This is a genomic window from Rhizobium sp. AG207R, from assembly GCF_027109195.1.
GTDB classification, from domain to species: domain Bacteria; phylum Pseudomonadota; class Alphaproteobacteria; order Rhizobiales; family Rhizobiaceae; genus Rhizobium; species Rhizobium dioscoreae.
Window position 1 is genome coordinate 90770 of sequence record NZ_JAEPVT010000007.1, and the last position, 21353, is coordinate 112122.

Sequence of the window (21353 nt, forward strand, 5' to 3'; positions counted from 1 at the left end):
ACGTCATCCGAGATAGGTGCGTGCCAGCAGGTCGGACAGCCGCTCCAGTTCGCGCGCCAGCTGCTGGTAGACTTCGACCGTCATCGCTTCGGGCGTCATGACAGCCAACCCTGAATGCAGGCGCATGGCCTCGCGGAAAAAAGGCGACATCTGGCCGTTGACGTAAGCGTTCGGGAGCTGTTCGACCTCGCGGTGGATCTCGTTCATCTGGAAGAGAATCGAGCGCGGGTTGAGAGGATCGAGCGCGAGCAAATCCGTCACTGTCAGCCGAGCGGTATTGACGTTGTAGCGGCGGCGATGAGTCATGACGCTGTCGCCGATTTCAAGCAGCATGTCGAGCGCGCCGTCGGGCGCATCGGGGCCGGACATATGGCCGAGCAGCCGTGTCATGTGCAGGCCGCGCTCGATATAGCGGCCGAGCGACAGGAAGCGCCAGCCGGTGAAGCGGTACATGTTTTCGTGCACGAGACCGGCAAAGCCCGCGAGCTTGCGCAGCAAGATCGTCATGGCATGGCTGGCATCGTCGCCAGGTTTCACCCCTTCCTTGAAGCGGCGTGCCGTCTTGGCGAGATCATTCAGCGCCAGCCAGCCGTCGGGAGAGAAGCGATCGCGAATATTGCTTGCCGAATAGACGGCGCTATCGATGTTGCGCAGCAGGGTTTCCGGTACAGCTTGCTTCGTGTCTATATCGATGGCGGCGAGATAGGCGCTGACATCGGCAAGCAGCGGTTGGTTCGGATCGGCTGCCTCGGCGAAACGGCCATGCCAGGCGCGCAGGATGCGCAACGCACCTTCAGCCCGCTCGATATAGCGGCCGAGCCAGAAAAGGTTGTCGGCCGCCCGGCTCGGCAGGCTGCCCGGCATGTTGCGGGTGAAAGTTTCTTCGGCTGGCAGCAGCGTGTGCGCCTCGACGGGCTTGTCGGAGACGATCCAGACATCGGCGGCCGAACCTCCTGCCTGCATGGCGATCGCCGCGACATCGTCGCCGCTGCCGATACGGGCAAAGCCGCCTGGCATGATCTGCCAGCCGTTTTCCGTGCGGGCTGCGAAGACACGCAGGCTCATCGGTCGCGGCGTCAGCATGCCGTTGACCCAGGCTGGCGTCGTCGAAAGTGTCACGACCTCCTGGCCAACCAATTTTTGACCTTCGGTTGCCAGCCAATCCGCAATCGAATCGCGCGCAGTGCTGCGCAGGGTCGAGCCCAGCACGGACTGGCCGTTGTCATCGAAGAAGGGCATGCAGGAATAGGCCGGGCCGATGACCATCTTCTCGATGTTGGCGGCGACATGCTCGCGCTCGGCCTTTTGGCCGCACCACCAGGTGGCGATCGATGGCAGCTTCAATTCCTCACCACGCAGATGCCGACAGATGGTCGACATGAAGGCGAGAAGGGCGCGCGTCTCGAGAATGCCGGAGCCGAGCGCATTGACGATGGTCACCGTCTGCGCCCGCAGAGCCTCGACCATGCCCGGCGTGCCGATATGGGAATGCTGGTTGAGTTCCAATGGATCGGCATAGGAGGCATCGAGGCGGCGCCAGAGGACACTGATCGGTCGCAGCCCCGCGACGGTGCGCACCATCAGCTGATCGTCGACGACCGTGATATCCTCGCCCTCCAGCAGCATGAAGCCGAGATAGCGGGCGATATAGGCGTGCTCGTAATAGGTCTCGTTGGCAGGCCCCGGCGTCAGGACGGCGACACGTCCTTCGGCTCCGCGCTTGCCGCCAAGAAGCGCATCGCGAAAGGCACCGAAGAAGGAGGCAAGACGATGAACCTTGGTTTCGGCATAGATATCGGAAAAGGCACGGGTGGTAGCGACACGAGTTTCGAGAGCGAAGCCGGCGCCGGATGGCGCCTGTGCGCGGTCGGCCAGTACCCACCAGTTGCCATCAGGACCGCGGCCGACCTCGAAAGCCAGGAAATGCAGATAATGGCCGCTTGCAGGCTTCACGCCGACAAGCGGACGCAGGAATTCCGGATTGGCGGCAATCAAGGCTGGCGGCAGCAGTCCTTCGCTCACCAGCCGGCTGTCACCATAGATATCGGCGATGATCGATTCCAAGAGATCGGCGCGCTGTTGCAAGCCTTCGGAGAGCGCCTGCCATTCGCGCTCGTCGATGAGCACTGGGATATGGGAGATCGGCCAGTTGCGTTCGCTGACGCCCGCCGTTCCGTAGGCGCGATAGAAGACGCCGGCGTCGCGCAAATAGCGGTCGGCGCGGGCGAAGCGCTCGGTCAATCCCTCTTCCGTCATACGCGTCAGCGCCGAGAGGAAGTTTTGCCAGACTGGGCGGACCGCGCCGGTATTGTCGACCATTTCGTCGGCCACACCGGGCAGGGGACGATAGGCAAAGGCCGGCGCCTTGGCAGTGCCGGTCTTTGCCTCATCCCGCCGTTCTGTCGCCGGTTTTCTACCCATGCTCAGTTCCGTCTCAAATTCCTGCCGGACGCCTGAGGTCGAGCGTCAGCGGGAATTCCACCGATGCAGTCTCCGGTCTTACGGCATAGCCACCTGCTGTATGCCCCCAAGGCTCGAAACGCGCAAGACGTCGCGCTTCCGCCTCATTGCCATTGACGGGGAAGGTGTCGTAGTTGCGGCCGCCCGGATGGGCAACATGGTAGATGCAGCCGCCGATCGAGCGGCGCGACCATGTATCGTAGATATCGAAGGTCAGCGGCGTATCGATGGGCAAAACCGGGTGCAAGCCTGAGGCTGGATGCCATGCCTTGTAACGCACGCCGGCGACCGAGACGCCTGCCATTCCCGTCGGCGCCAGCGGTACAGGACGGCCATTGCAGGTTACCGTATAGCGGGAGGGATTGGCGGTTTCGAACCGCACCTGCAGACGTTCGACCGATGAATCGACATAGCGCACGGTGCCGCCGATCGCGCCTTCTTCGCCCATGACATGCCAGGGTTCCAGCGCCTGGCGCAGTTCCAGCTTGCTGCCCTCGTATTCGACTTCGCCGCAGAAGGGGAAGCGGAATTCGAGCTGCGCCTGGAACCATTCCGGTCTGAGGTCGAAACCGTTTTCACGCAGGTCGGCGAGGACGTCGAGGAAATCCTGCCAGATATAATGCGGCAGCATGAAGCGATCATGCAGCGTCGTGCCCCAGCGCACGAACCTTCCGTCGATGGGATTGCGCCAGAAGCGGGCGATCAGCGCGCGCACCAGCAATTGCTGGGCAAGGCTCATGCGCGCATTCGGCGGCATCTCGAAGCCGCGGAATTCGACGAGGCCGAGGCGTCCCGTCGGTCCATCAGGCGAAAACAGTTTGTCGATGCAGATTTCCGAGCGGTGCGTGTTGCCGGTGACGTCGGTGAGAAGATTGCGGAAAAGGCGATCGACCAGCCAGGGAAGCGGCTGGATGCCGCGACCGGGCGCCGGCACCTGCGCCAGCGCGATTTCCAATTCGTAGAGACTGTCGTGACGGGCCTCGTCGATGCGCGGGGCTTGGCTGGTCGGGCCGATGAACATGCCGGAAAAGAGATAGGAGAGCGAGGGATGGCGCTGCCAGTGCAGCACCAGGCTCTTCAACAGGTCGGGACGGCGCAGGAAGGGGCTATCCATGGTATTGCGGCCGCCCACAACGACATGGTTGCCGCCGCCGGTGCCGGTGTGGCGGCCGTCGATCATGAACTTGTCGGTGCCGAGCCGGCTGGCGCGTGCCTCCTCGTAAACCGCCGTGGTGATATCGACGGCTTCCTTCCAGCTCGATGCCGGATGGATGTTGACTTCGATAACGCCGGGATCGGGCGCAACGCGGATGACGTTGATGCGCTCATCCTGCGGCGGCGGATAGCCCTCGATGTGAACCGGCAGGTTCAGGGCTGCGGCTGCCCGTTCGGCTGAGGCAACAAGATCGAGGTAATCCTCGACGCTGACCGTCGGTGGCATGAAGACGCAGAGGCGCCCGTCGCGCGGCTCGACGCTGATGGCGGTGCGCACATAGCCCCCGATCTCATCGAGGGATTGCGGCACGATCGGCTGCTGGCCGGTGAAGGGCTGGAAATGGGCAGCCTGCAGCGGTCGGCCCTTGTCTTCATTGTAATCCGGCAGCGCTTCACGCGGGATCGTCGGGTCCATCGGGTTGATGTAGGGATATTGCGATGCCGGTATCCAGCCAAGCGAGTTCAGCGGCAGGCGATAGCCGACCGGGCTGTCGCCCGGCGTCAGGAAGATGCGGCCGCGGCGCGTACGCCATTTCTCGCTCGTCCAGCGGCGGCCGCTGGCGCGCGCATTCCATGCCTGTATGGGAAGGACATAGCCCGTGGGCCGCGTCAGTCCACGTTCGAAGACGCGGGCCATGCGTGAACGCTCTTCCGGATCCTTCAGCTTCGAATTGGATGGATCGACATTTTCGGGCAGGTTCGCTTCCTTGACCAGCCATTCGGCCGGGTCCTCGAAGGCGGGCGCCACATAGTCCGGTTCGATATCGAGTTCGCCGGCAATGGCCGTCAGCAGTCGGCCGGCATCGTCTTCGGTGACGCTATAGTTGCGGCCCTCATTGGCGATCAGATCGGGATTCGACCAGATCGGCCGGCCATCGCGCCGCCAGTAGAGCGAGAAGGTCCAGCGCGGCAGGCTTTCGCCGGGATACCACTTGCCCTGGCCGTAATGCAGGAAGCCGTTCGGCGCGAAGCGCTCCCGCAGGCGCCGGATCAGCGTATCGGCTTTCTCACGCTTGGTCGGGCCTACAGCCGCTGTGTTCCATTCCTCTGACTGGAAATCGTCGATCGACACGAAGGTCGGCTCACCGCCCATGGTCAGGCGTACGTCGTCTTCCTTCAGGATCGCGTCGACCTTTTCGCCAAGCGCATTCAATGCGTCCCAGCTTTCGTCCGAGAAGGGCTTGGTGATGCGCGGATGCTCGGCGACGCGGGCAACCTTCATGTCGAAATCGAATTCGGTCTTGGCTTCGCCGAAATAGCCGCCCGAGATCGGCGCGGCATTGCGGTAATGCGGCGTGGCGGCCAGCGGAATATGGCTCTCGCCCGTCAGAAGGCCCGACGTTGGATCGAGGCCGACCCAGCCGGCGCCGGGAAGATAGACTTCCGCCCAGGCATGCAGGTCGGTGAAGTCGACTTCAGTACCGGAAGGGCCGTCGAGCGCCTTCAGGTCCGGCGTGAGCTGGATGAGGTAGCCTGAGACGAAGCGGGCGGCGAGTCCGAGATGGCGCAGCACCTGAACGAGCAGCCAGCTCGTATCGCGACAGGAGCCTTTCGCCTTTTCCAATGTTTCCTCAGGCGTCTGGACGCCGGCTTCCAGGCGGATGACATAGCCGATTTCCTGCTGCAGGCGCGTATTAAGGCCGACGACCATGTCGACGGTCTTTTGCTCTGAGCGGTCGAGCGTGGCGAGGAAGGCTTTCAGCCGGGGACCGGGTTCTTCCGGCTTCATGTAGATCGACAGATCCTCGCGTATTGTCTCGGGATAGTCGAAGGGCCATTTGGTGGCTTCCTCTTCGACGAAGAAATCGAAGGGATTGTAGACCGTCATGTCAGCGATGAGATCGACCTCGATCTTCAGCTCGGTGACCGGATCGGGGAAGACGAAGCGGGCGAGATAGTTGCCATAGGGGTCTTGCTGCAGATTGACGAAATGGTTTGACGGCGTGACCTTCAGCGAATGGCTGAGTACGCGGGTTTTGGAATGGGAGGCGGGTTTCAGGCGAATGATCTGGGGGCCGAGGCGGACCGGATTGTCGTATTTATAATGGGTGAGATGATAGATGCTCGCCTTGATCGCCATATGTCTCTTCGCCTAGCCCGCATCGTTGTGCGGTGATTGCTGTTCCCTTGGAGCAGTGTGTGCAATGCAGCGAAAGAAAGCAAGGTGTCTCCCGGCGCTTCGGAAAGTCCTGCCATGTAACCCCAAAACAAAAACGGCGAGCTTTTGCCCGCCGTTCTGAAATCTTGATCTGTTTGCCTGCGTTCAGCTTCTGCCGAACTCGTCGACAAGGCGGATGATGTCGTCTTCGCCGAGATAGGATCCGGTCTGCACTTCGATGAGCTCCAGCAGGATCTTGCCCGGGTTGGACAGGCGATGCACTTCGCCGAGCGGGATGTAGATCGATTCGTTTTCGCGCAGCATCTGCACGTTTTCGCCGACCGTCACTTCGGCCGTGCCCTTGACGACGATCCAGTGCTCGGAGCGGTGGTGATGCTTCTGCAGCGACAGCTTCTTGCCCGGCAGCACGAAGATGCGCTTCACCTGGAAGCGCTCACCGTTCAGCACGGAGGTATAGCCGCCCCAGGGGCGGTAAGAGGTGGGGTGCGTTTCGGTGAGCTTCGCGGTCTTCTTCTCGCTCGCCAGCAGCTTGACGAGCTTGCCGACTTCTTGGCTATCCTTGAGGTGGCCGACATAGACGGCGTCTTCGCTGGCGATGACGGCGACGTCCTCAAGGCCCTGCACGGCAACGTGCAGGCTATGCGACATGACGAGCGAATTCTTGGTGTTGACCAGCGTCGTGGCGCCCGCCGACACGTTGCCGCTTTCGTCGCGGGTGCCGACTTTCCACACCGCATCCCAGCTGCCGAGATCGGACCAGGTGAAGGGCGAGGGAACGACGGCGGCGTTCGCCGTCTTTTCCATCAGCGCGTAGTCGATGGAGATGTCCGGGCTCTTGGAGAAATTGTCGGCGTCGAGGCGGGTAAAATCGAGATCGCGCGTCGATTTCGAGACGGCCTTGCTGGCAGCCCTTTCGACGTCGGGCGCAAATTCCTTGATCTCGGCGAGAAGCTGGGAGGCCGAGAACATGAACATGCCGGAATTCCAGTAGAATTGGCCACTGGCAACCATCTCCTGAGCCTTGTCCAAGGCAGGCTTCTCGACAAAACGCTTGACGGCATGGGCGCCGGTCGAGAGCGCCTTGCCGGTTTCGATATAGCCGTAGCCGGTGGCCGGCTCGGTCGGCTTGATGCCGAAGGTAACGAGCTTGCCCTGCAGTGCCGTGTCGCGGGCCAGGCGCACGCAATCATAATAGATAGTGTTGGCATCGATCTCGTAATCGGAGCCGAGGACATGCATGATCGCGTCCTTGCCGAAGAGCTCGGTGACGAGCGCAGCGGCGGCGGCAACGGCAGCGGCAGTATTGCGGGCGATGGGCTCCAGCAGCACGGCGGCCAGTTTCAGGTCGAGTTCGCGGGCCTGCTCTGCGACGAGGAAACGGAATTCCTCATTGGTCAGGACGATCGGCGCTTCATAGAGCTCGGGATCGGCCACCCGCTCCAAAGTATTCTGGAACAGCGTCTTGTCGCCGATGAATTGAATGAATTGCTTCGGGGCGGAAGCGCGCGACAGCGGCCATAGCCGCGTACCCTTGCCACCTGCCATGATCACCGGAACGATCTTTGCTGCCATATTCTGCCTCTCCTGGACACTTCAACCGAGAGCCGACCGTCAAGAGCGCAACCGTTGCGCTCTCCGCCATGCTCCTTCGACAACGTCAATCGCCATTGCGATATTTTTTGGCAAAACGCTAGCGCTAATATGCCAGTAGCGTAAACATTCGGCGATCTCGGCTCGGAAATCCCGATGAAAGTCCGGTGCGCGCGCCTTTCCGAAAGGGGGAGCGAGGCAGAATCGATAAGTACGATCCTGCCCTCAGGATCCGCCATAGGCCAGCGAGGCTATGGTGATGATCGTCATTATGTCGGAGATCAAGCTTCCGCCCTGTCGTGCTCTTCATCGTGCACTGGCGTATGGTCGAGACCATTGCGCCTGTTGTACCGGATCGAGGACCAGAGCGAGATGCCGATCAGGGCCGCGCCGCCAAGGCCGGTGATGACTTCCGGGATATGCGTCAGCGTCTGCACGTACATGATCACCGAAAGGATCAGTATGGCGTAGAAGGCGCCATGTTCGAGGTAGCGATAGTGGGCGAGCGTTCCTTTTTCCACCAGCATGATCGTCATGGACCGGACGTACATGGCGCCGATGCCGAGGCCGATCGCGATGATGAAGAGGTTCTGGGTAAGAGCGAAGGCGCCGATGACGCCGTCGAAGGAGAAGCTGGCGTCGAGGATTTCGAGATAGAGGAAAGCGCCGAATCCACCCTTTGCCGCCGCGCTCATCGTTCTTTGCGAGGCATCCAGAAAGCCGGCCAGAACCTCCACGAGCAGGAAGGTCAGGAGGCCGTAGATCGAGGCGTGCAGGAAGGTCGTGGCGTCGTCACCGTCGAGCACGGAGGTGAAGATGAGGACCATGATCAGCACGAAGGCAATCTCCACGCCCTTGACAGTGGCGAAATGCGCCATCCGCTTCTCGATGAAGCTGATCCAGTGCACGTCCTTTTCGTGATTGAAGAAATAGGTCAGGCCCACCATCATCAGGAAGGTGCCGCCGAAGGCGGCGATCGGCAGATGTGCCGCCTGCATGATCTCTGCATATTGCTCAGGCCTGGTGGCGGCGAGTTGCAACGCTTCCCATGGATTGATCCAGGCGGCGATGGCGACGATCGCCAGCGGAAAGATGATCCGCATGCCGAAGACAGCGATGATGATGCCCCAGGTCAGGAAGCGATGCTGCCAGACCGGCGTCATCTCCTTCAGCTTGTTGGCGTTGACGATGGCATTGTCAAAGGAAAGCGAGATTTCGAGCACGGCGAGGACGGCACAGATGAAGAAGGCCGTGGCAAGACCGCTGAAGGTGCCGGTGGTGTTCCAGCCCAGCAGGGCACCGAGGGCAAGGCCGCCGACTGTAGCGGCAAAAGCCCAGCCGAAATAGCCGAGTACGGATTTTGAAGCGGCGCGCGAGCTCATATGCGCGCCTCGCCGCAAAGGGAGTGAATCTGTCCGGATTGCGCGCATAGCCGCATACCGAAGACGGCATGCGGGTCAGGCATGGTCAAGCTGATCATGGAAACGAAGTCCGCCGGCTCATCTGCAGGCGGTACCGACATCGCGAGAGCGCCGTGAAAACTCTCGCCAGAGGGGCCCGGCACCAAAGTTCAATCCGTCGCCGATGTCAGGGAGGCGCGGAGATGCTTCATAGTTAGTGAAGTTGCGATGCAGGTCAAGAGTTGAAATCGTGGCGACAGCAACTGCCCTTGATAATTGCGAATTCGAGGAACCAAACAGGGAGGGCCGCGTTTGCCCCTTAAGCGGCCTTGTGCCGCCCCGCCGCTTCAAAACCTCAGGCGGATCGTTATCCCGACAACAGCGACAGACAGGAGAAGCTCCGATGAGCCCGACACCCATCCACCCCAAGTCGCAAACGCAAAAACCGGAACTGACGGAACGACAGAAAAAGGCACGGCCGAATACGCTACGCCAAGCTCAGGTCCTGCCGCCGCATCAGGTGGATCTTACCCTGCATCCCGTCACCCACGAGGATGTACACGTTCCTGCACACGTCAACGGCGCAGACCTGTCGCGCGAGGCGCCGGCCGATGCCAATCATGGTCGGAAGCAAAAGACCACGCCGCGGCATTAATTCGAGTGTTGGAGCTCGGACGGTGGCAGCGCGGCGAATGGGTGCTATTTGTGTCGAGGCGTCTTGCCGTCGGAAGTAAAGCTGCCGTTGAAGCTCATCTCGGTCGATTTTGCCGAGCATTCGATGGCGATCGGCTTGCCGGCATAGGGATTGGCGAAGGTGCAAGTGCCCCTGGCTTCAACCTGGCCCGATATCTTGCCGCCGGCACCGGTCGAGATGACGTCGATCGGCAACTGCGCCGTCCCCTTCTGGCTGCCTGCCTTGATGCCCTTGCCGTTGCCTTGGAAGCCAAGCATCTTGCCGCCGGACGTGAAGATGAAGGTCACGGATCCATCGGGGCCGGTGACGCTGGCGATTTCGGCCTTGCATCCCTTGGAGGCATCGAGCTTGCCGACCACGAGCTTGGAGCATTTTCCACTAACGACGGTGACGCCTTTCGATGGGAAATCATCCACTGCGCCGGCCGAGGTTGCGGCCAAGATGGTCAATCCAAAAGCAATGCCTGCGAATCTCATAAGTGGGGCTCCTTTCAAGCCCCAGCAAATTCGCCGATCCAAATGTGGCAGTCAACCCGAAGCGGGGCGCAAACCCGAAACCCGCTGAAATCGCCCGGATTAACACTGGGCGCTTCAGCGTTTGACGTCACACATCTCGCTATCGCAAGGCCATCCGCGGTCCCTGCGCGAAGTGCGTTAATGTTGCTGCGCCGATTCCGGAACGAGCGAGCCGATCAACTGCAGCAGGGCATTCTGGCGATTGCCGCCACCGGCCAGGAATTCATAAAGGGTCATGCTCTTCTCGCTGCCGCCGTCGACGACATAATCCGCTTGGCGAATGACGTAGACCTCGCCGCTTTCGGTGTCGCGGGCGAGGTGAAACATATATTCATCGCCGTTGGGCTTGTGGTTCTTGTAGAACTGCCGCTTCACCACCGTCATCTCGTCCTCCCGTATGATCGATGCGCTGATATGACAGTAGGATGACGGCGCGGCCGGAAGTCAAGCGGCTTGTGGCGGGAACTTGTGTCGCAGGCTCCGTTCAACTCGCAATCGCAGCGAACAGCAGCATGTGATTGGCTATCTTTCAAAAGACTACTATTCTCGACCTGCGCTCGAATTTTTCGGGACGCAGCTAGTTGGAGATCGAAGCACATGAGAATGATGTTAGCGCTGGGAGCGATTTTGAGCCTGGCATGCGTCTCTGCCGGTGAGGCGCCTTCGAATTACCAGACCTACCATGGCGGCATTCGCGCCGACAGCGATCCAGTGGTGCTGGCAAGATATGACAGGGCTCTCAATCATTGCGAGCCCGAAGCCTATTCCTGGCGGCGTGGATCGCCGGATGCGAACAGCACACTCTACTGGCTGGCTCTCAGGGATTGCCTCTACCGCGAGGGCTTCGTCGATCGTGGCGTCTATGCCTACCCGACGACGGCGGTGCTGCGGCATATTCTGGATCGCTGACGGTCAACAAACGGCCGCGGCCTGGCGAAACACTTTGCCCATGCAAAACTTCCGCGACATGCGCAGATGTAGCCAAACGACAGGAAATGAAAAAGGCCTTTCGATTTCTCGAAAGGCCTTGCTTTTCAGCGAATTAGGATGGTGGGCGTGACAAGGATCGAACTTGTGACCCCTACGATGTCAACGTAGTGCTCTCCCGCTGAGCTACACGCCCATCCGATGGCGGCGCATAGATCACAAAACCTTGGTCGCCGTCAATAGGCTTTTTTTCGGTTTTGTGACTGGGCCGCCGAAAGCCTTACGCAGCAAGGAGTTTGTTGACCTCGTCGACCAGCTCGCGGAGGTGGAAAGGCTTGGAAAGGACCTTGGCATCCTTCGGCGCCTTCGAATCGGGGTTCAAAGCGACGGCGGCAAAGCCGGTGATGAACATCACCTTCAGATCGGGATCGAGCTCGGTGGCGCGCCGCGCCAGCTCGATGCCGTCCATCTCGGGCATAACGATGTCAGTCAAAAGCAGCGAAAACGGCTCTTCGCGCAGCCGATCGTAAGCGCTGGCTCCATTGTCAAAGGACAAGACCTTGTAGCCGGCTTTTTCGAGTGCCTTCACGAGAAAGCGACGCATGTCGTTGTCGTCTTCGGCAAGAAGTATCTTCTGGGTCATCATCTCTATCGCTAATCAACTTTGTCTTGTTGGACTCGTCCAGCGTTTAGGGTACCGCGACGCCGTAAACAAGCCGTGAATGGTCAGCCAAAACGCGCCATTCCAGCATTTGTTCGAAGCATAGGTAGATTCCACGAAAACGTCCTGCGTTTTCGCTAATCGGGCTTCCGAGATTCCGAATACGGTGTTTTGGATTAAGGCCATTTCGCTCAAGTTACTATGGACTTGCGGTCATGCAACTGGCAACATGATTACTGCGACAAGTTGTTGACATGGTAAAGACGTTGATGTCCGCAGAAATGCGCAGTTTCGAGATTTTCGAGGTATTGGAGCCAGCCTCCCAGACGATACCGTTTGTCTACAGCTCGCCTCATAGTGGTCGCATCTATCCCCCCGATTTCGTCGCCCAGTCCCGCCTGCAGGGCATCGCCATCCGCCGCTCCGAGGATCATTATGTCGACGAGCTTTTTTCGGCGGCAAGCTCTCTCGGTGCGCCGCTACTGTTTGCCAATTTTCCGCGCGCCTATATCGACGTGAATCGCGAGCCCTATGAGCTTGATCCGCGCATGTTCGACGGTGCACTGCCATCCTATGCGAACATCAATTCGCTGCGGGTCGCCGGCGGTCTTGGCACGATCCCGCGAATCGTCGCCGAGAACATGGAGATCTATGCGCGTCGCGTCCCGGTAGAAGATGCGCTGAAGCGCATCGACACGATCTACAAGCCTTACCACGCCACGCTGCGGCGACTGATCGCGCGCACCCATGTCAAATTCGGCTTCGGCGTGCTGGTCGATTGTCATTCCATGCCGGGCAATATCCGTATCGCCGGCAGCAACATGCGGCCGGATTTCATCCTCGGCGATCGCTACGGCACCAGCGCCTCCGCCGAGCTTTCGCGCGCGGCCATGCAGATTCTCGAGGAGCTCGGCTTCAACGCTGTGCGCAACAAGCCTTATGCAGGCGGCTTCATCACCGAACATTACGGCCGCCCATCCCGCGGGCTGCATGCCCTGCAAATCGAGGTCAATCGCTCTCTCTATGTCGACGAGACAACGCTCGAGAAGCGTCCGGATTTCGACAAGGTCGCCGCCGCCATCACGCTCTTCATGAAGCGCATGGCGGAGCATGTGGAATCCTATACGGGCGATCCGGCGCTGGCGGCGGAGTGACCGTTTGTCGTCATTGAGTTTGCCGAATTGACGCGCGGCCAGGCAAAATCTCTTTATGGGCGACGTGGGAATTCGAAGCTGCCGATAGGGTGTGCGTAGTGGGTGGGCGATGCATCGGACTATCACTGTCACCTACACGGAGGAAATGGTGCGCGATGCCGTGACGGCCTTTGTCTGGCGGCGGCTGATCGTCAATCAGCGCCTCTGGGTCGCGGAAATTGCAATAATCCTGCTGTTTCTTTGGCAGCTTTGGAGTGATGGCACCGGATGGCTGACCGGCGTCTTCGGCAGTCTCGTTCTTCTCTGCCCGGCTATGATTATCGTCTTATGGATCGCGCATTACCGCAATACGGTTGGAAAGTTCCGCAAAATGTCGACGCGACAGGCGGTGTTTGCTTTTCATGAGGAAGGGTTTGACGTAGCGTCCGAGTTGGGGTCGGCTAAAATTCCCTGGTCCACCGTTACCGAAATCTGGCAGCGGCCGACCTATTGGATGATATTTACAGCCATCAACCAGTTCATGACGCTGCCCACTCAGACGGCAGACAGCAATGATCTCGATTTTGTGAAATCGAAGGTGCCTTCCACAGTACCGCAGTGAATGCGGATTCCTTTGCAAAATAGATAGGTCAGGCAAAAAAAGAACCGCGCTCGTGGCGCGGCTAAGTCTAGGGAGGAAACACCCAAGGAGGGTATTTACAGTCAGAAGACTGCATGAGGATATTGCTGCTGCGTTGCACAAATGTCAAGCACTTTATTGCAGTGCAAAATATTTAGGCAAACTTAAAAATCCTGCCTGATCCGCAGGCATTGCGCCCAGTGCGTCATCATCCGGTTTGCTTCACGACTTATATGCGTTATGACATCGCCATCCCGTCACTTATCCGGATTCACCATGTTTCCCGATCGCTCGTTCTTCTATCGTCTGGCCGAAGCGGCCAAGGCCGAAACCCTGCCGCGCTTTCGTGCCGGCATCGATGTGGTCAACAAGGAAGCCAAGGGCTTTGATCCCGTGACGGAAGGGGACCGTGCGGCCGAACAGGCGATTCGCGCATTGATCGAGGCCGAATTCCCGGAACACGGCATTCTGGGCGAGGAGCATGGCAATGTCGGGCTCGACCGCGAGCATGTCTGGGTCATTGATCCGATCGACGGCACGCGCGCCTTCATCTCAGGCGTCCCGGTCTGGGGAACGCTGATCGGCCTGCAGAAGAACGGCCGCGCCGTCATGGGCCTGATCGACCAGCCCTTCACCGGCGAGCGCTATTTTGCCGATAGCAATGGTGCTACCTATTCCGGTCCTGATGGTGAAAGGCGGCTGCAGGTCCGCGATTGCGGCAGCCTCTCGAATGCCATCCTCTTCACCACCTCGCCGCATCTCTTCGTCGGCGACGAGCTTGCCAAATATCGCGAGATCGAAAGCCAGGTCCGGCTCTTCCGCTACGGCTGCGATTGCTATGCCTATGCGCTGCTTGCGGCCGGCCATATCGATCTCGTCATCGAGAATTCGCTGAAGCCCTATGATGTCGGCGGCATCATTCCAGTCATCGAGCAGGCCGGCGGCATTATGACCACCTGGGAAGGCGGCCGGCCGGAAATGGGCGGAACAATCATCGCGGCCGGCAGCCGAGCCGTTTACGAGCAGGCTTTGGCCGTCCTGTCCCGCTGAGAATCAAGCTTGCGCTTCGATCTCATAGGCATTGCTCTCGGCGTCGCTGCCAGGGATGAAGGCGTGGATCGCGGCAAGTGCCTGGTTGCGATAGATATCCCGTTCCTGCAGGATTTCATGCTTGGCGCCGTGAATTGGAACGAGCTGTGCGGCGCGGAAATAGCGCGACAGCCGCTCCTGATCGGCATAGGGCACGACGCCGTCGCGTGTCGGTGCAATTAGAACCGTGGGAATCTGGATCGAAAACAGATGTTCGGGCATGTTGACCCGTTCGATTGCCCGCAAGGCTTGCGACAGCCAGCTTGCCGTCGGCGGCCCCAGGCAAAGCTGTGGATAGGTGATGCCGATGCCGGTGTTGCGCCGGTAGCGCTGCTCGTCCGTGGTCAACGGGTTCTCGGCAAACGGTCTTTCCTTGAATTTCTTGCTGAACTGCATGCGCCCCAGCCCGATGCCGCTGACCGCGCCAGACAGAAAGCGGATAAAGCCGGGTGAGGCGCCGTGGCCGGTCAAGCCGATAAAGGGGGCCGACAGCACCATACGGTCGATGCGGCTCGCGAGCCTCGGTGCGGCCGACAGGGCAATCAGCCCGCCCGTCGAATGGGCGAGCAGAAAAAAGGGCAGGCGGGTATCCGGCAGGACGATCTTGTCGAGGAAGGCGGTCAAATCCCGCTCGTAATCGGAAAAATGGCGGATATGGCCGCGCAAAGGGTCCTTCAGCAGCCGCTCGGATCCACCCTGGCCGCGCAGGTCGAAGGTTGCGACCCACAGACCCTTGGCTGTGAGGTCGCGGATCGTCTCGAAATATTTTTCGATGAACTCGTTGCGGCCCTGCAGCAGAACAACGGTTCCCTTGGCAACCGGCTGCTCGCAGCGGAAGACGGCATAGCGCAGCTTGCGGCCGTCAAAACTTTCGAAGAAGCCTTCGGTGCGGTTTTCCGGCACCGGATTATCTGCTGTGGAATAGAGGACCGAATCCATGACGGTGTCGCGCCTCGCTGACCAATGGCTCATCCCAAGGGGATAGCGCAGCCTCGTGGAATTGCAACAGGTTTATCTTGATTGGCGTCGCCGGTTACGGCCTTTGTATGGTCATATGGCCGAAATCCGGCATCGTCTTATTCAAACACTCGCAGAGAGTTTTTTCTCGAAGCGACAGGCGGAAAAGCCGCCCACAGAATATCGATCTATTAGGGTGAAGCCTAATGAAGAATATAGCCTGAGCAGCGCTGACCGTGGAGCGCAATCCAGCCGCAGATAGCCATATCCTTGCATCTCGGCACTTTGGCTAACCCATTCGATAAGTTTGCAGCTGATTCCCACGCCAGCAAAGGCGCGGCTGACGCATAATTTGTGCAGGTAAAAGGCGTCTCCTGGTTTCCGATCAGGCCATGCATCTACGTCCTGTGTCTGCCGAAGCACGATGCCAGCGAGCTCGGAATTCCATTTCGCCAGAATCCATTCGCTATTGTTGATCCCCTTTGCCACCAGCGACGTGGTAAAAACTTCCGGATTCCACAGCGGCTCACCCTTCCTGGCAAGCCAAGCGGCTGTTTCGCGTAGCAGCAGAGCAATTTCTGGTGCTTCGGAAGCAATTGCAGGTCGGATCTGAAGCATGGTTTGTTCACATCAGCTCTTCGGTGCCGCCGCTCTCCGTTCGAGCGCGGTCTGGCGGATGATCTCGGCGATCTCGGGGCTGCTGCTCGATAGCATCTGGAAATCCGACGCATAGAGCGACAGCAGCGAGACTTCGGTCGCGGCGCTGACAGTTGCCGAGCGGGGTTCGCCGGTGATCAGCGCCATCTCGCCGAAGAAGCTGCCGGAACCAAGTTCCACTGGATTCGGCGTGGCGACGCTGACGCGGCCCTCGACGATGAAATACATCTGGTCGCCGGCTTCGCCTTTGCGGCAGATGATGCCACCGGCCGGCACCACACGGGGTCTGAGCGCCCGTACAATCTCGATGAGTGCGCCCGAACCGAGCTTCTGAAACAGCGGAACTCCGGCAACCAGCTGCCAGTTGCGCACGAAGTCCTGGCGGCGAACCTCTTCGTAGAAGCCGGTGGCGAGAATGCCGGCCCATAAGGCAAAGATGCCGATTCCGCACATCATGACCAATCCGGCAAGGGTGCGACCGGCGAAACTTTGCGGGATTTCGTCACCATAGCCAGTGGTCGATAACGTCGTTACGGCCCACCACATTGCTAGGGGGATACTGCCGAACTTGTCAGGCTGGACGTCACGTTCGATGATGTAAGCCGCAAGTGCTGCGGCAAACAGAACGATGACAAAAATAGAGGTGACGCCGATCAGGTTGCGCGCTTCCTTGGTCAAAACCCTGCCCAGCAGCCGGAAGAAGATCGAACCCCGCAGCGGCTTCAAAAGCCAGATGGCGCAATAGAGGCTTTGATCGCGCCCTCGGATGAGAAAGAAGGCGGCCAGAGGGACCAGAACGGCCAGCATGTCGACGGCGATTTCCGGGATCCTGCCGCGCACGTCCCTTGTGCGATGTATGACCAGCGTCTCGATCAATTGCAGAACATAGATGGCCCAGACGCCAGCAAGCACGACTTCCAGGATGAGCCTCGTCTGTCCGACGATATCGGGCGTCGTAAGCACCGCCACCGTCAGCAGACCGATTGCAGCCAGAAGCGTATTCAGCGATGAGGAAATCTTCGAGAAAGAAAGCGCCGACATTATATCCCCCGGGCAATACCCTGGGGGCAGCCACTCGCCCGAGAATAGGATGGCTTCGATCCAAACGTAAAGAGCGCAGGGACGTGCTGCTTCCTCCATGCCTAACCTGGCACTCTGTGCCTTGCGCTGCTATCGCTGGCCGACCTCAAGCGGAAAGCCCTTGAATGGCTTGATTTCCTTCAGCACGAATGTGGTCTGCATCTCCTTGATGCGCGGCAGGCGGCGCACCACCGCCATGGCGAAATCGGCGTAGCTGTCGAGATCAGCGGCTACGACTTGCAGCAGGAAATCCGCATCCCCGGCGATGCTGTAGCAGGCCACGACCTCGTTGAGTTTCAGCACGTCGCGCGAGAATTCCTCGGCTTCCGCCTCGCTATGGCTGTCGATCTTCACCCGAATGAAGGCAAGGACGCCGAGGCCGATCTGGCGCCTGTCGAGGGTGGCCGTATAACCCTGGATCACGCCCGTTTCTTCCAGCTGGCGCACGCGCCGCCAGCATGGCGACGTCGAGAGCCCGACTTCGGAGGAAAGCGCCTGATTCGTCAGGCGTCCGTCCTTCTGAAGGGCGCCGAGAATCTTCAAATCAGTGGGCTCAAGAGAATTGGGCATATCCAACCGTATATCCGCAGAAATGAGGTAGATGCTACCATATTATCCAATTATGCGGCAATAAAAGGCAAGATTGTCCCCGATGCGCGAGATATCCTGCGATCACTTTTGTCAATGGCAGTAGGTCTCCATGCTTCCCGATATTCGTCTAGCCATCGTCATCAATCCGGCATTGCCGCTCGGTCTGATCGCCAACACCGCCGGCGCCATCTCGATCGGGTTGGGCGCAAAGTTTCCTGCGCTCGCGGCCAGGCAATTGACCGACAGGGAGGAGCGCACCATCGATATCAGCTCGAACATGCCCGTTCCGATACTGCAGGCGGATGCGGAAACCATACGATCTCTGTTGCTGAAGACCCTGCCGGTGGAAAACGATCGCGCAATCGTTCCCTTTCCTGCCTTTGCCCGCTCGCTGCACGATTACAGGGAGTATGAGGCGATATTTCCGGATCGCGATCTTGCGGGCGAGGCGATCGACGGTCTTGGGCTGGCCGGCCCTTCGAAGTGGGTGAAATCGCTGACCGGTTCTCTGAAGTTGCTGCGATAGTGTCCGCTAAGAAAAAAGGCCGGCTTGCGGAGATAGAGAGATCCGCTTCGCCGGCCGAGCAAGGACTGAAGAAGAAGGGACGATACACTTCAGTCATCGGACGATGGTGTTCCGATGGTTTGGACGATAGGCCAGCCAGCCTGAACGGGTTCCGAACCATCCGTTCATCTGCGGTTCACGCAGCGATTTTCCGCAAAATGGGAGGCGGGCACAGGGGCTTGAACTCCGGAAAGGCGATCCCCATCTCTTTTTCGCGGGTGCCAAACGGGCCTGCGAAACCGTCCCGAGGCCGCCGAGAGTGGGGTCATGGGACAGAATTGAAATCGCAATTGTCGCTCACAGGAGGACTTCCATGCGTCACGTAGACTTCTCTCCCCTTTACCGTTCCACCGTCGGTTTCGACCGTCTCTTCACCATGCTCGACAGCCTTGGCCAGCCGGATCAGGCCCAAACCTATCCGCCCTACAATATCGAGCGCACGGGTGAAAACACCTATCGCATCACCATGGCCGTTGCCGGTTTCGATGAAAAGGAGCTGAGCATCGAGGCCCACGCCCATGTCCTTCAGGTCAAGGGCGAAAAGAGCGAAGAGCCTGCTGAAACCAGCGAATATCTCTATCGCGGTATCGCCAAGCGTGCCTTCGAGCGTCGTTTCCAGCTTGCCGACCATGTCGAGGTTCAGGCTGCTTCACTGAAGAATGGTTTGCTGCACATCGACCTGCTGCGCAACATTCCTGAAGCCATGAAGCCCCGCCGTATCTCCATCGCGGCCGAGCCCGTGGAAAGCCCGAAGGCCATCGAGGCTCATATCAACTAAGTACGGCTGACGGTCTGGGACCGTCATGCCGGGCTGGCGGTCTCTGGCCGCTAAGCTCCTGATCCTCCCAAGATCAAAAGAAGCGGCGCTCCATCAGGGTGCCGCTTTTGTTTTGTCTGATATCGGACGGCTCAGGCCGCGTTCGTCGCTTCGCCGGACTTTGCGCCCGACTTTGCTTTCGCAGCCTCGCGCCGCTTGGCGGCATCGGCATATTTCTGGGCAAGCACGGCGCAGGTCATCAGCTGGATCTGATGGAACAGCATGAGCGGCAGCACGATGGCGCCGATACTTTGGCCGGCGAAGATGACGTTGGCCATCGGCACACCGCTTGCCAGCGACTTCTTCGAGCCGCAGAAGGTGATGGTGATCTCGTCAGCCTTTTCAAAACCAAGGGCACGGCTGCCGAACATGGTGATGCAGATCACCATTGCCAGAAGCACCATGTTCGCGATGATGACCGTGACGATGTCGAGGACGGAGAAGGTATGCCACAGCCCTTCCACCACAGCCTCGCTGAAGGCGGAATAGACGACCATGAGGATCGAGCCGCGATCGACCGGCATCAGGATCTTTTTCTTCGAACGGATCCAGTCGCCGATCCATGGCTGCAGCAGCTGGCCGGCGATGAATGGGGCGAGCAGCTGGAGCATGATCTGCCACAGAACATCCCAGGAAAAGCCACCGCCCTGGCCGCCGACCGAAAACAGGATGCCGACGAGCAGCGGCGTCAGAAACATGCCGAAAATGTTGGAGGCTGACGCGGCGCAGATCGCGGCCGGCACATTGCCGCCGGCGATGGAGGTGAAGGCGATCGAGGACTGAACCGTCGAGGGCAGCACGCTCAGGAACAGCAAGCCGGTATAGAGCGACACGGGCAGGATGCTATTCGGGACGATATGGCCCATGGTCAGCACCAGCAGCGGGAAGATGCCGAAGGTCGTCAGCAAAATGACGAGGTGCAGCCGCCAGTGCAGCATGCCGGCGATGACGACATCGCGCGAGAGGCGCGCGCCGTGCAGAAAGAACAGCAGGCCGATGGCGAAGTTGGTGGCAATGCCGAAATAGTGAGCGCTGGCCCCCTGCACCGGAAAGAAGGATGCCGTCAGGACGGTGAGCACCAGCAGCATGGTGAAGGTGTCTGGAAGAAAGCGGCGCATCGTGCCTACCCCAATCGCATTGCAAGTCTTGATGATTATTCCTTGCAGATAGACCTATTGTGATCCACGATGCAAGGAATAACAGTTATCACAATATAGGATAGTCATGCTGGATCTCACGCAGTTGCGCAGCTTCGTCGCCGTCGAGCAGATGGGCAGTTTCACGCTTGCGGCGGAGCGGCTTGGTCTTGGGCAATCGACCGTCAGCCAGCATATACAGCGGCTGGAAGCCGAACTCGGGCGCAAGCTCTTGGCGCGGGATACGCACCGCGTCGTCCTCACCGGCGACGGCGAGGCGCTGCTCGGCCATGCGCGCCAGATGCTGTCGATCGAAGGGGAGGTGCGTCAGCTTTTTGCCGGCAACAGCCTGCGCGGCAATCTCCGGCTTGGAGTTTCCGAGGATTTCGTCACCAGCCAGCTCCCGGACGTATTGGAGGAATTCGTGCGTTCGCATCCTTCCGTCGATCTCGAGCTGACGGTCGCGCTTAGCGGTGTGCTTTATGAGATGCAGGATAATGGCGATCTCGATCTGGTGCTTGCCAAGCGCAGGCTCGGCGACGCGAGAGGCAAGCTCGTCTACCGCGAGCCGCTGGTCTGGCTGGCCCGCGACCCGGATCGCATCCGCAAGCTTGCGGGACCATTGCCGCTGATCGCCTTTCCCACCCCAAGTGTCACGCGTGCGGTCGCGCTAGAGGCGCTGCGTCGACAGCAGATGCCGTGGCGCATCGTCTGCACATGCGGCAGCCTGAGTGGCCTGACCGCAGCAGCGCGCGCCGGCATGGGTGTTCTCGTGCAGCCGAAAAGCATGGCTCCCGCCGGATTGATCGAGATAGCCCCGGGCTGGCTACCCGTCCTTGAGGACGTGGAGTTCGTGCTCGTGCCGCGCAAGGGCGCGGACCAACTTCTGGTTAGTGCGCTCTCTGATGACATACTCTCCAAGGTGCGGGGGCCCCGATCAAGCTGACAACGAAATCGTCTATCAGCTATCGTTAAAAGCCGTTTCCCATCATGCAGATGAGATCCGGATTTATTTTGCCGGCTGATTTATTGTTGCGCCCGTTTTCAGGCGGAAGTCAGCTTTTTCTGCTATCTCAGGTGGCGATGGGTGAATTGCGGGGGGATAGC

General features: G+C 59.6%; 20 protein-coding genes and 1 tRNA gene. 8 read left to right on the forward strand and 13 right to left on the reverse strand.

Translation table 11 applies throughout. The features are described 5' to 3' along the window. Positions 1–3 precede the first annotated feature (3 nt). The 4 genes from JJQ51_RS17785 to JJQ51_RS17800 all read right to left on the reverse strand — a co-directional run bounded on the left by JJQ51_RS17785 (position 4) and on the right by JJQ51_RS17800 (position 8766). Positions 4–2421: a circularly permuted type 2 ATP-grasp protein gene (locus JJQ51_RS17785; RefSeq protein ID WP_269245019.1), complete on the reverse strand. Its 2418-nt coding sequence runs from the start codon at positions 2419–2421 to the stop codon at positions 4–6. Between the two features lie 13 nt (positions 2422–2434). Continuing rightward, positions 2435–5755, reverse strand: coding sequence for a transglutaminase family protein (locus tag JJQ51_RS17790; protein ID WP_269245020.1), 3321 nt, complete (start codon positions 5753–5755; stop codon positions 2435–2437). A gap of 183 nt (positions 5756–5938) precedes the next feature. Beyond that, positions 5939–7366: a mannose-1-phosphate guanylyltransferase/mannose-6-phosphate isomerase gene (locus tag JJQ51_RS17795; RefSeq protein ID WP_113354989.1), complete on the reverse strand. Its 1428-nt coding sequence runs from the start codon at positions 7364–7366 to the stop codon at positions 5939–5941. A gap of 299 nt (positions 7367–7665) precedes the next feature. Continuing rightward, the gene (locus JJQ51_RS17800; protein WP_113389200.1) at positions 7666–8766 is read right to left on the reverse strand and encodes a DUF475 domain-containing protein; all 1101 of its coding nucleotides are present in this window, start codon (positions 8764–8766) and stop codon (positions 7666–7668) included. A 421-nt stretch (positions 8767–9187) separates the two neighbouring features. Between JJQ51_RS17800 and JJQ51_RS17805 the strand changes: the two genes are divergently transcribed. Continuing rightward, the gene (locus tag JJQ51_RS17805) at positions 9188–9439 is read left to right on the forward strand and encodes a hypothetical protein (RefSeq protein WP_113330506.1); all 252 of its coding nucleotides are present in this window, start codon (positions 9188–9190) and stop codon (positions 9437–9439) included. Between the two features lie 44 nt (positions 9440–9483). Here the strand turns inward: JJQ51_RS17805 and JJQ51_RS17810 are convergent, their stop codons facing one another. After that, complete coding sequence (locus tag JJQ51_RS17810) at positions 9484–9954, reverse strand: hypothetical protein (RefSeq protein WP_113330505.1); 471 nt, start codon at positions 9952–9954, stop codon at positions 9484–9486. A 177-nt stretch (positions 9955–10131) separates the two neighbouring features. Beyond that, entirely contained in the window at positions 10132–10377 is a 246-nt protein-coding gene (locus JJQ51_RS17815) for a hypothetical protein (protein ID WP_069613279.1), read from the reverse strand. Between the two features lie 213 nt (positions 10378–10590). Between JJQ51_RS17815 and JJQ51_RS17820 the strand changes: the two genes are divergently transcribed. Beyond that, complete coding sequence (locus tag JJQ51_RS17820) at positions 10591–10902, forward strand: hypothetical protein (RefSeq protein WP_113330504.1); 312 nt, start codon at positions 10591–10593, stop codon at positions 10900–10902. Between the two features lie 139 nt (positions 10903–11041). On the opposite strand, the gene JJQ51_RS17825 is transcribed toward JJQ51_RS17820, so the two are convergent. Then, positions 11042–11116, reverse strand: a tRNA-Val gene (locus tag JJQ51_RS17825). A gap of 84 nt (positions 11117–11200) precedes the next feature. Continuing rightward, positions 11201–11563, reverse strand: coding sequence for a response regulator CpdR1 (cpdR1, locus tag JJQ51_RS17830; RefSeq protein WP_004117561.1), 363 nt, complete (start codon positions 11561–11563; stop codon positions 11201–11203). Positions 11564–11835: 272 nt separating this feature from the next. Here cpdR1 and JJQ51_RS17835 point away from each other — a divergent pair, with 272 nt between their 5' ends. The 3 genes from JJQ51_RS17835 (at position 11836) to hisN (ending at position 14404) form a co-directional block, all read left to right on the forward strand. Further along, positions 11836–12735, forward strand: coding sequence for an N-formylglutamate amidohydrolase (locus JJQ51_RS17835; RefSeq protein ID WP_245300428.1), 900 nt, complete (start codon positions 11836–11838; stop codon positions 12733–12735). A 145-nt stretch (positions 12736–12880) separates the two neighbouring features. Further along, a complete protein-coding gene (locus tag JJQ51_RS17840) occupies positions 12881–13336 on the forward strand; it encodes a YcxB family protein (protein WP_269245021.1) in 456 nt (151 codons plus the stop codon). Positions 13337–13630: 294 nt separating this feature from the next. Next, entirely contained in the window at positions 13631–14404 is a 774-nt protein-coding gene (gene hisN / locus JJQ51_RS17845; RefSeq protein ID WP_269245022.1) for a histidinol-phosphatase, read from the forward strand. A gap of 3 nt (positions 14405–14407) precedes the next feature. On the opposite strand, the gene JJQ51_RS17850 is transcribed toward hisN, so the two are convergent. The 4 genes from JJQ51_RS17850 to JJQ51_RS17865 form a co-directional block, all read right to left on the reverse strand. Continuing rightward, positions 14408–15382 carry an alpha/beta fold hydrolase gene (locus JJQ51_RS17850; protein WP_269245023.1) on the reverse strand — a complete coding sequence of 325 codons (975 nt, stop codon included), beginning with the start codon at positions 15380–15382 and terminating at the stop codon, positions 14408–14410. Positions 15383–15523: 141 nt separating this feature from the next. Then, entirely contained in the window at positions 15524–16018 is a 495-nt protein-coding gene (locus JJQ51_RS17855) for a GNAT family N-acetyltransferase (protein ID WP_269245024.1), read from the reverse strand. Positions 16019–16030: 12 nt separating this feature from the next. Further along, positions 16031–17098 carry a cyclic nucleotide-gated ion channel gene (locus tag JJQ51_RS17860; protein WP_113420215.1) on the reverse strand — a complete coding sequence of 356 codons (1068 nt, stop codon included), beginning with the start codon at positions 17096–17098 and terminating at the stop codon, positions 16031–16033. Positions 17099–17227: 129 nt separating this feature from the next. After that, complete coding sequence (locus JJQ51_RS17865) at positions 17228–17707, reverse strand: Lrp/AsnC family transcriptional regulator (RefSeq protein WP_113420240.1); 480 nt, start codon at positions 17705–17707, stop codon at positions 17228–17230. Positions 17708–17837: 130 nt separating this feature from the next. On the opposite strand from JJQ51_RS17865, the gene JJQ51_RS17870 reads away from it, so the two are divergent. Further along, complete coding sequence (locus JJQ51_RS17870) at positions 17838–18254, forward strand: DUF2000 domain-containing protein (protein WP_113389196.1); 417 nt, start codon at positions 17838–17840, stop codon at positions 18252–18254. 352 nt (positions 18255–18606) lie between these two features. Continuing rightward, positions 18607–19071, forward strand: a complete 465-nt coding sequence (locus JJQ51_RS17875; RefSeq protein WP_113389195.1) for an Hsp20 family protein — start codon at positions 18607–18609, stop codon at positions 19069–19071. 131 nt (positions 19072–19202) lie between these two features. Here the strand turns inward: JJQ51_RS17875 and JJQ51_RS17880 are convergent, their stop codons facing one another. Further along, entirely contained in the window at positions 19203–20228 is a 1026-nt protein-coding gene (locus JJQ51_RS17880; RefSeq protein ID WP_113389194.1) for a bile acid:sodium symporter family protein, read from the reverse strand. Positions 20229–20334: 106 nt separating this feature from the next. Here JJQ51_RS17880 and JJQ51_RS17885 point away from each other — a divergent pair, with 106 nt between their 5' ends. Further along, a complete protein-coding gene (locus JJQ51_RS17885; protein WP_152092525.1) occupies positions 20335–21192 on the forward strand; it encodes a LysR family transcriptional regulator in 858 nt (285 codons plus the stop codon). Positions 21193–21353: the final 161 nt, after the last annotated feature.

What these genes read in the sequence shown, in the direction of transcription:
- JJQ51_RS17870 (WP_113389196.1), top strand. Translation starts at nt 17,838, where the DNA reads ATGCTTCCCGATATTCGTCTAGCCATCGTCATCAATCCGGCATTGCCG.
- JJQ51_RS17815 (WP_069613279.1), bottom strand. Translation starts at nt 10,377, where the DNA reads ATGACGGTGGTGAAGCGGCAGTTCTACAAGAACCACAAGCCCAACGGC.
- JJQ51_RS17865 (WP_113420240.1), bottom strand. Translation starts at nt 17,707, where the DNA reads ATGCCCAATTCTCTTGAGCCCACTGATTTGAAGATTCTCGGCGCCCTT.
- JJQ51_RS17860 (WP_113420215.1), bottom strand. Translation starts at nt 17,098, where the DNA reads ATGTCGGCGCTTTCTTTCTCGAAGATTTCCTCATCGCTGAATACGCTT.
- hisN (WP_269245022.1), top strand. Translation starts at nt 13,631, where the DNA reads ATGTTTCCCGATCGCTCGTTCTTCTATCGTCTGGCCGAAGCGGCCAAG.
- JJQ51_RS17875 (WP_113389195.1), top strand. Translation starts at nt 18,607, where the DNA reads ATGCGTCACGTAGACTTCTCTCCCCTTTACCGTTCCACCGTCGGTTTC.
- JJQ51_RS17855 (WP_269245024.1), bottom strand. Translation starts at nt 16,018, where the DNA reads ATGCTTCAGATCCGACCTGCAATTGCTTCCGAAGCACCAGAAATTGCT.
- JJQ51_RS17800 (WP_113389200.1), bottom strand. Translation starts at nt 8,766, where the DNA reads ATGAGCTCGCGCGCCGCTTCAAAATCCGTACTCGGCTATTTCGGCTGG.
- JJQ51_RS17880 (WP_113389194.1), bottom strand. Translation starts at nt 20,228, where the DNA reads ATGCGCCGCTTTCTTCCAGACACCTTCACCATGCTGCTGGTGCTCACC.
- JJQ51_RS17790 (WP_269245020.1), bottom strand. Translation starts at nt 5,755, where the DNA reads ATGGCGATCAAGGCGAGCATCTATCATCTCACCCATTATAAATACGAC.
- JJQ51_RS17850 (WP_269245023.1), bottom strand. Translation starts at nt 15,382, where the DNA reads ATGGATTCGGTCCTCTATTCCACAGCAGATAATCCGGTGCCGGAAAAC.
- JJQ51_RS17885 (WP_152092525.1), top strand. Translation starts at nt 20,335, where the DNA reads ATGCTGGATCTCACGCAGTTGCGCAGCTTCGTCGCCGTCGAGCAGATG.
- JJQ51_RS17835 (WP_245300428.1), top strand. Translation starts at nt 11,836, where the DNA reads ATGGTAAAGACGTTGATGTCCGCAGAAATGCGCAGTTTCGAGATTTTC.
- JJQ51_RS17840 (WP_269245021.1), top strand. Translation starts at nt 12,881, where the DNA reads ATGGTGCGCGATGCCGTGACGGCCTTTGTCTGGCGGCGGCTGATCGTC.
- JJQ51_RS17785 (WP_269245019.1), bottom strand. Translation starts at nt 2,421, where the DNA reads ATGGGTAGAAAACCGGCGACAGAACGGCGGGATGAGGCAAAGACCGGC.
- JJQ51_RS17810 (WP_113330505.1), bottom strand. Translation starts at nt 9,954, where the DNA reads ATGAGATTCGCAGGCATTGCTTTTGGATTGACCATCTTGGCCGCAACC.
- JJQ51_RS17820 (WP_113330504.1), top strand. Translation starts at nt 10,591, where the DNA reads ATGAGAATGATGTTAGCGCTGGGAGCGATTTTGAGCCTGGCATGCGTC.
- JJQ51_RS17805 (WP_113330506.1), top strand. Translation starts at nt 9,188, where the DNA reads ATGAGCCCGACACCCATCCACCCCAAGTCGCAAACGCAAAAACCGGAA.
- JJQ51_RS17795 (WP_113354989.1), bottom strand. Translation starts at nt 7,366, where the DNA reads ATGGCAGCAAAGATCGTTCCGGTGATCATGGCAGGTGGCAAGGGTACG.
- cpdR1 (WP_004117561.1), bottom strand. Translation starts at nt 11,563, where the DNA reads ATGACCCAGAAGATACTTCTTGCCGAAGACGACAACGACATGCGTCGC.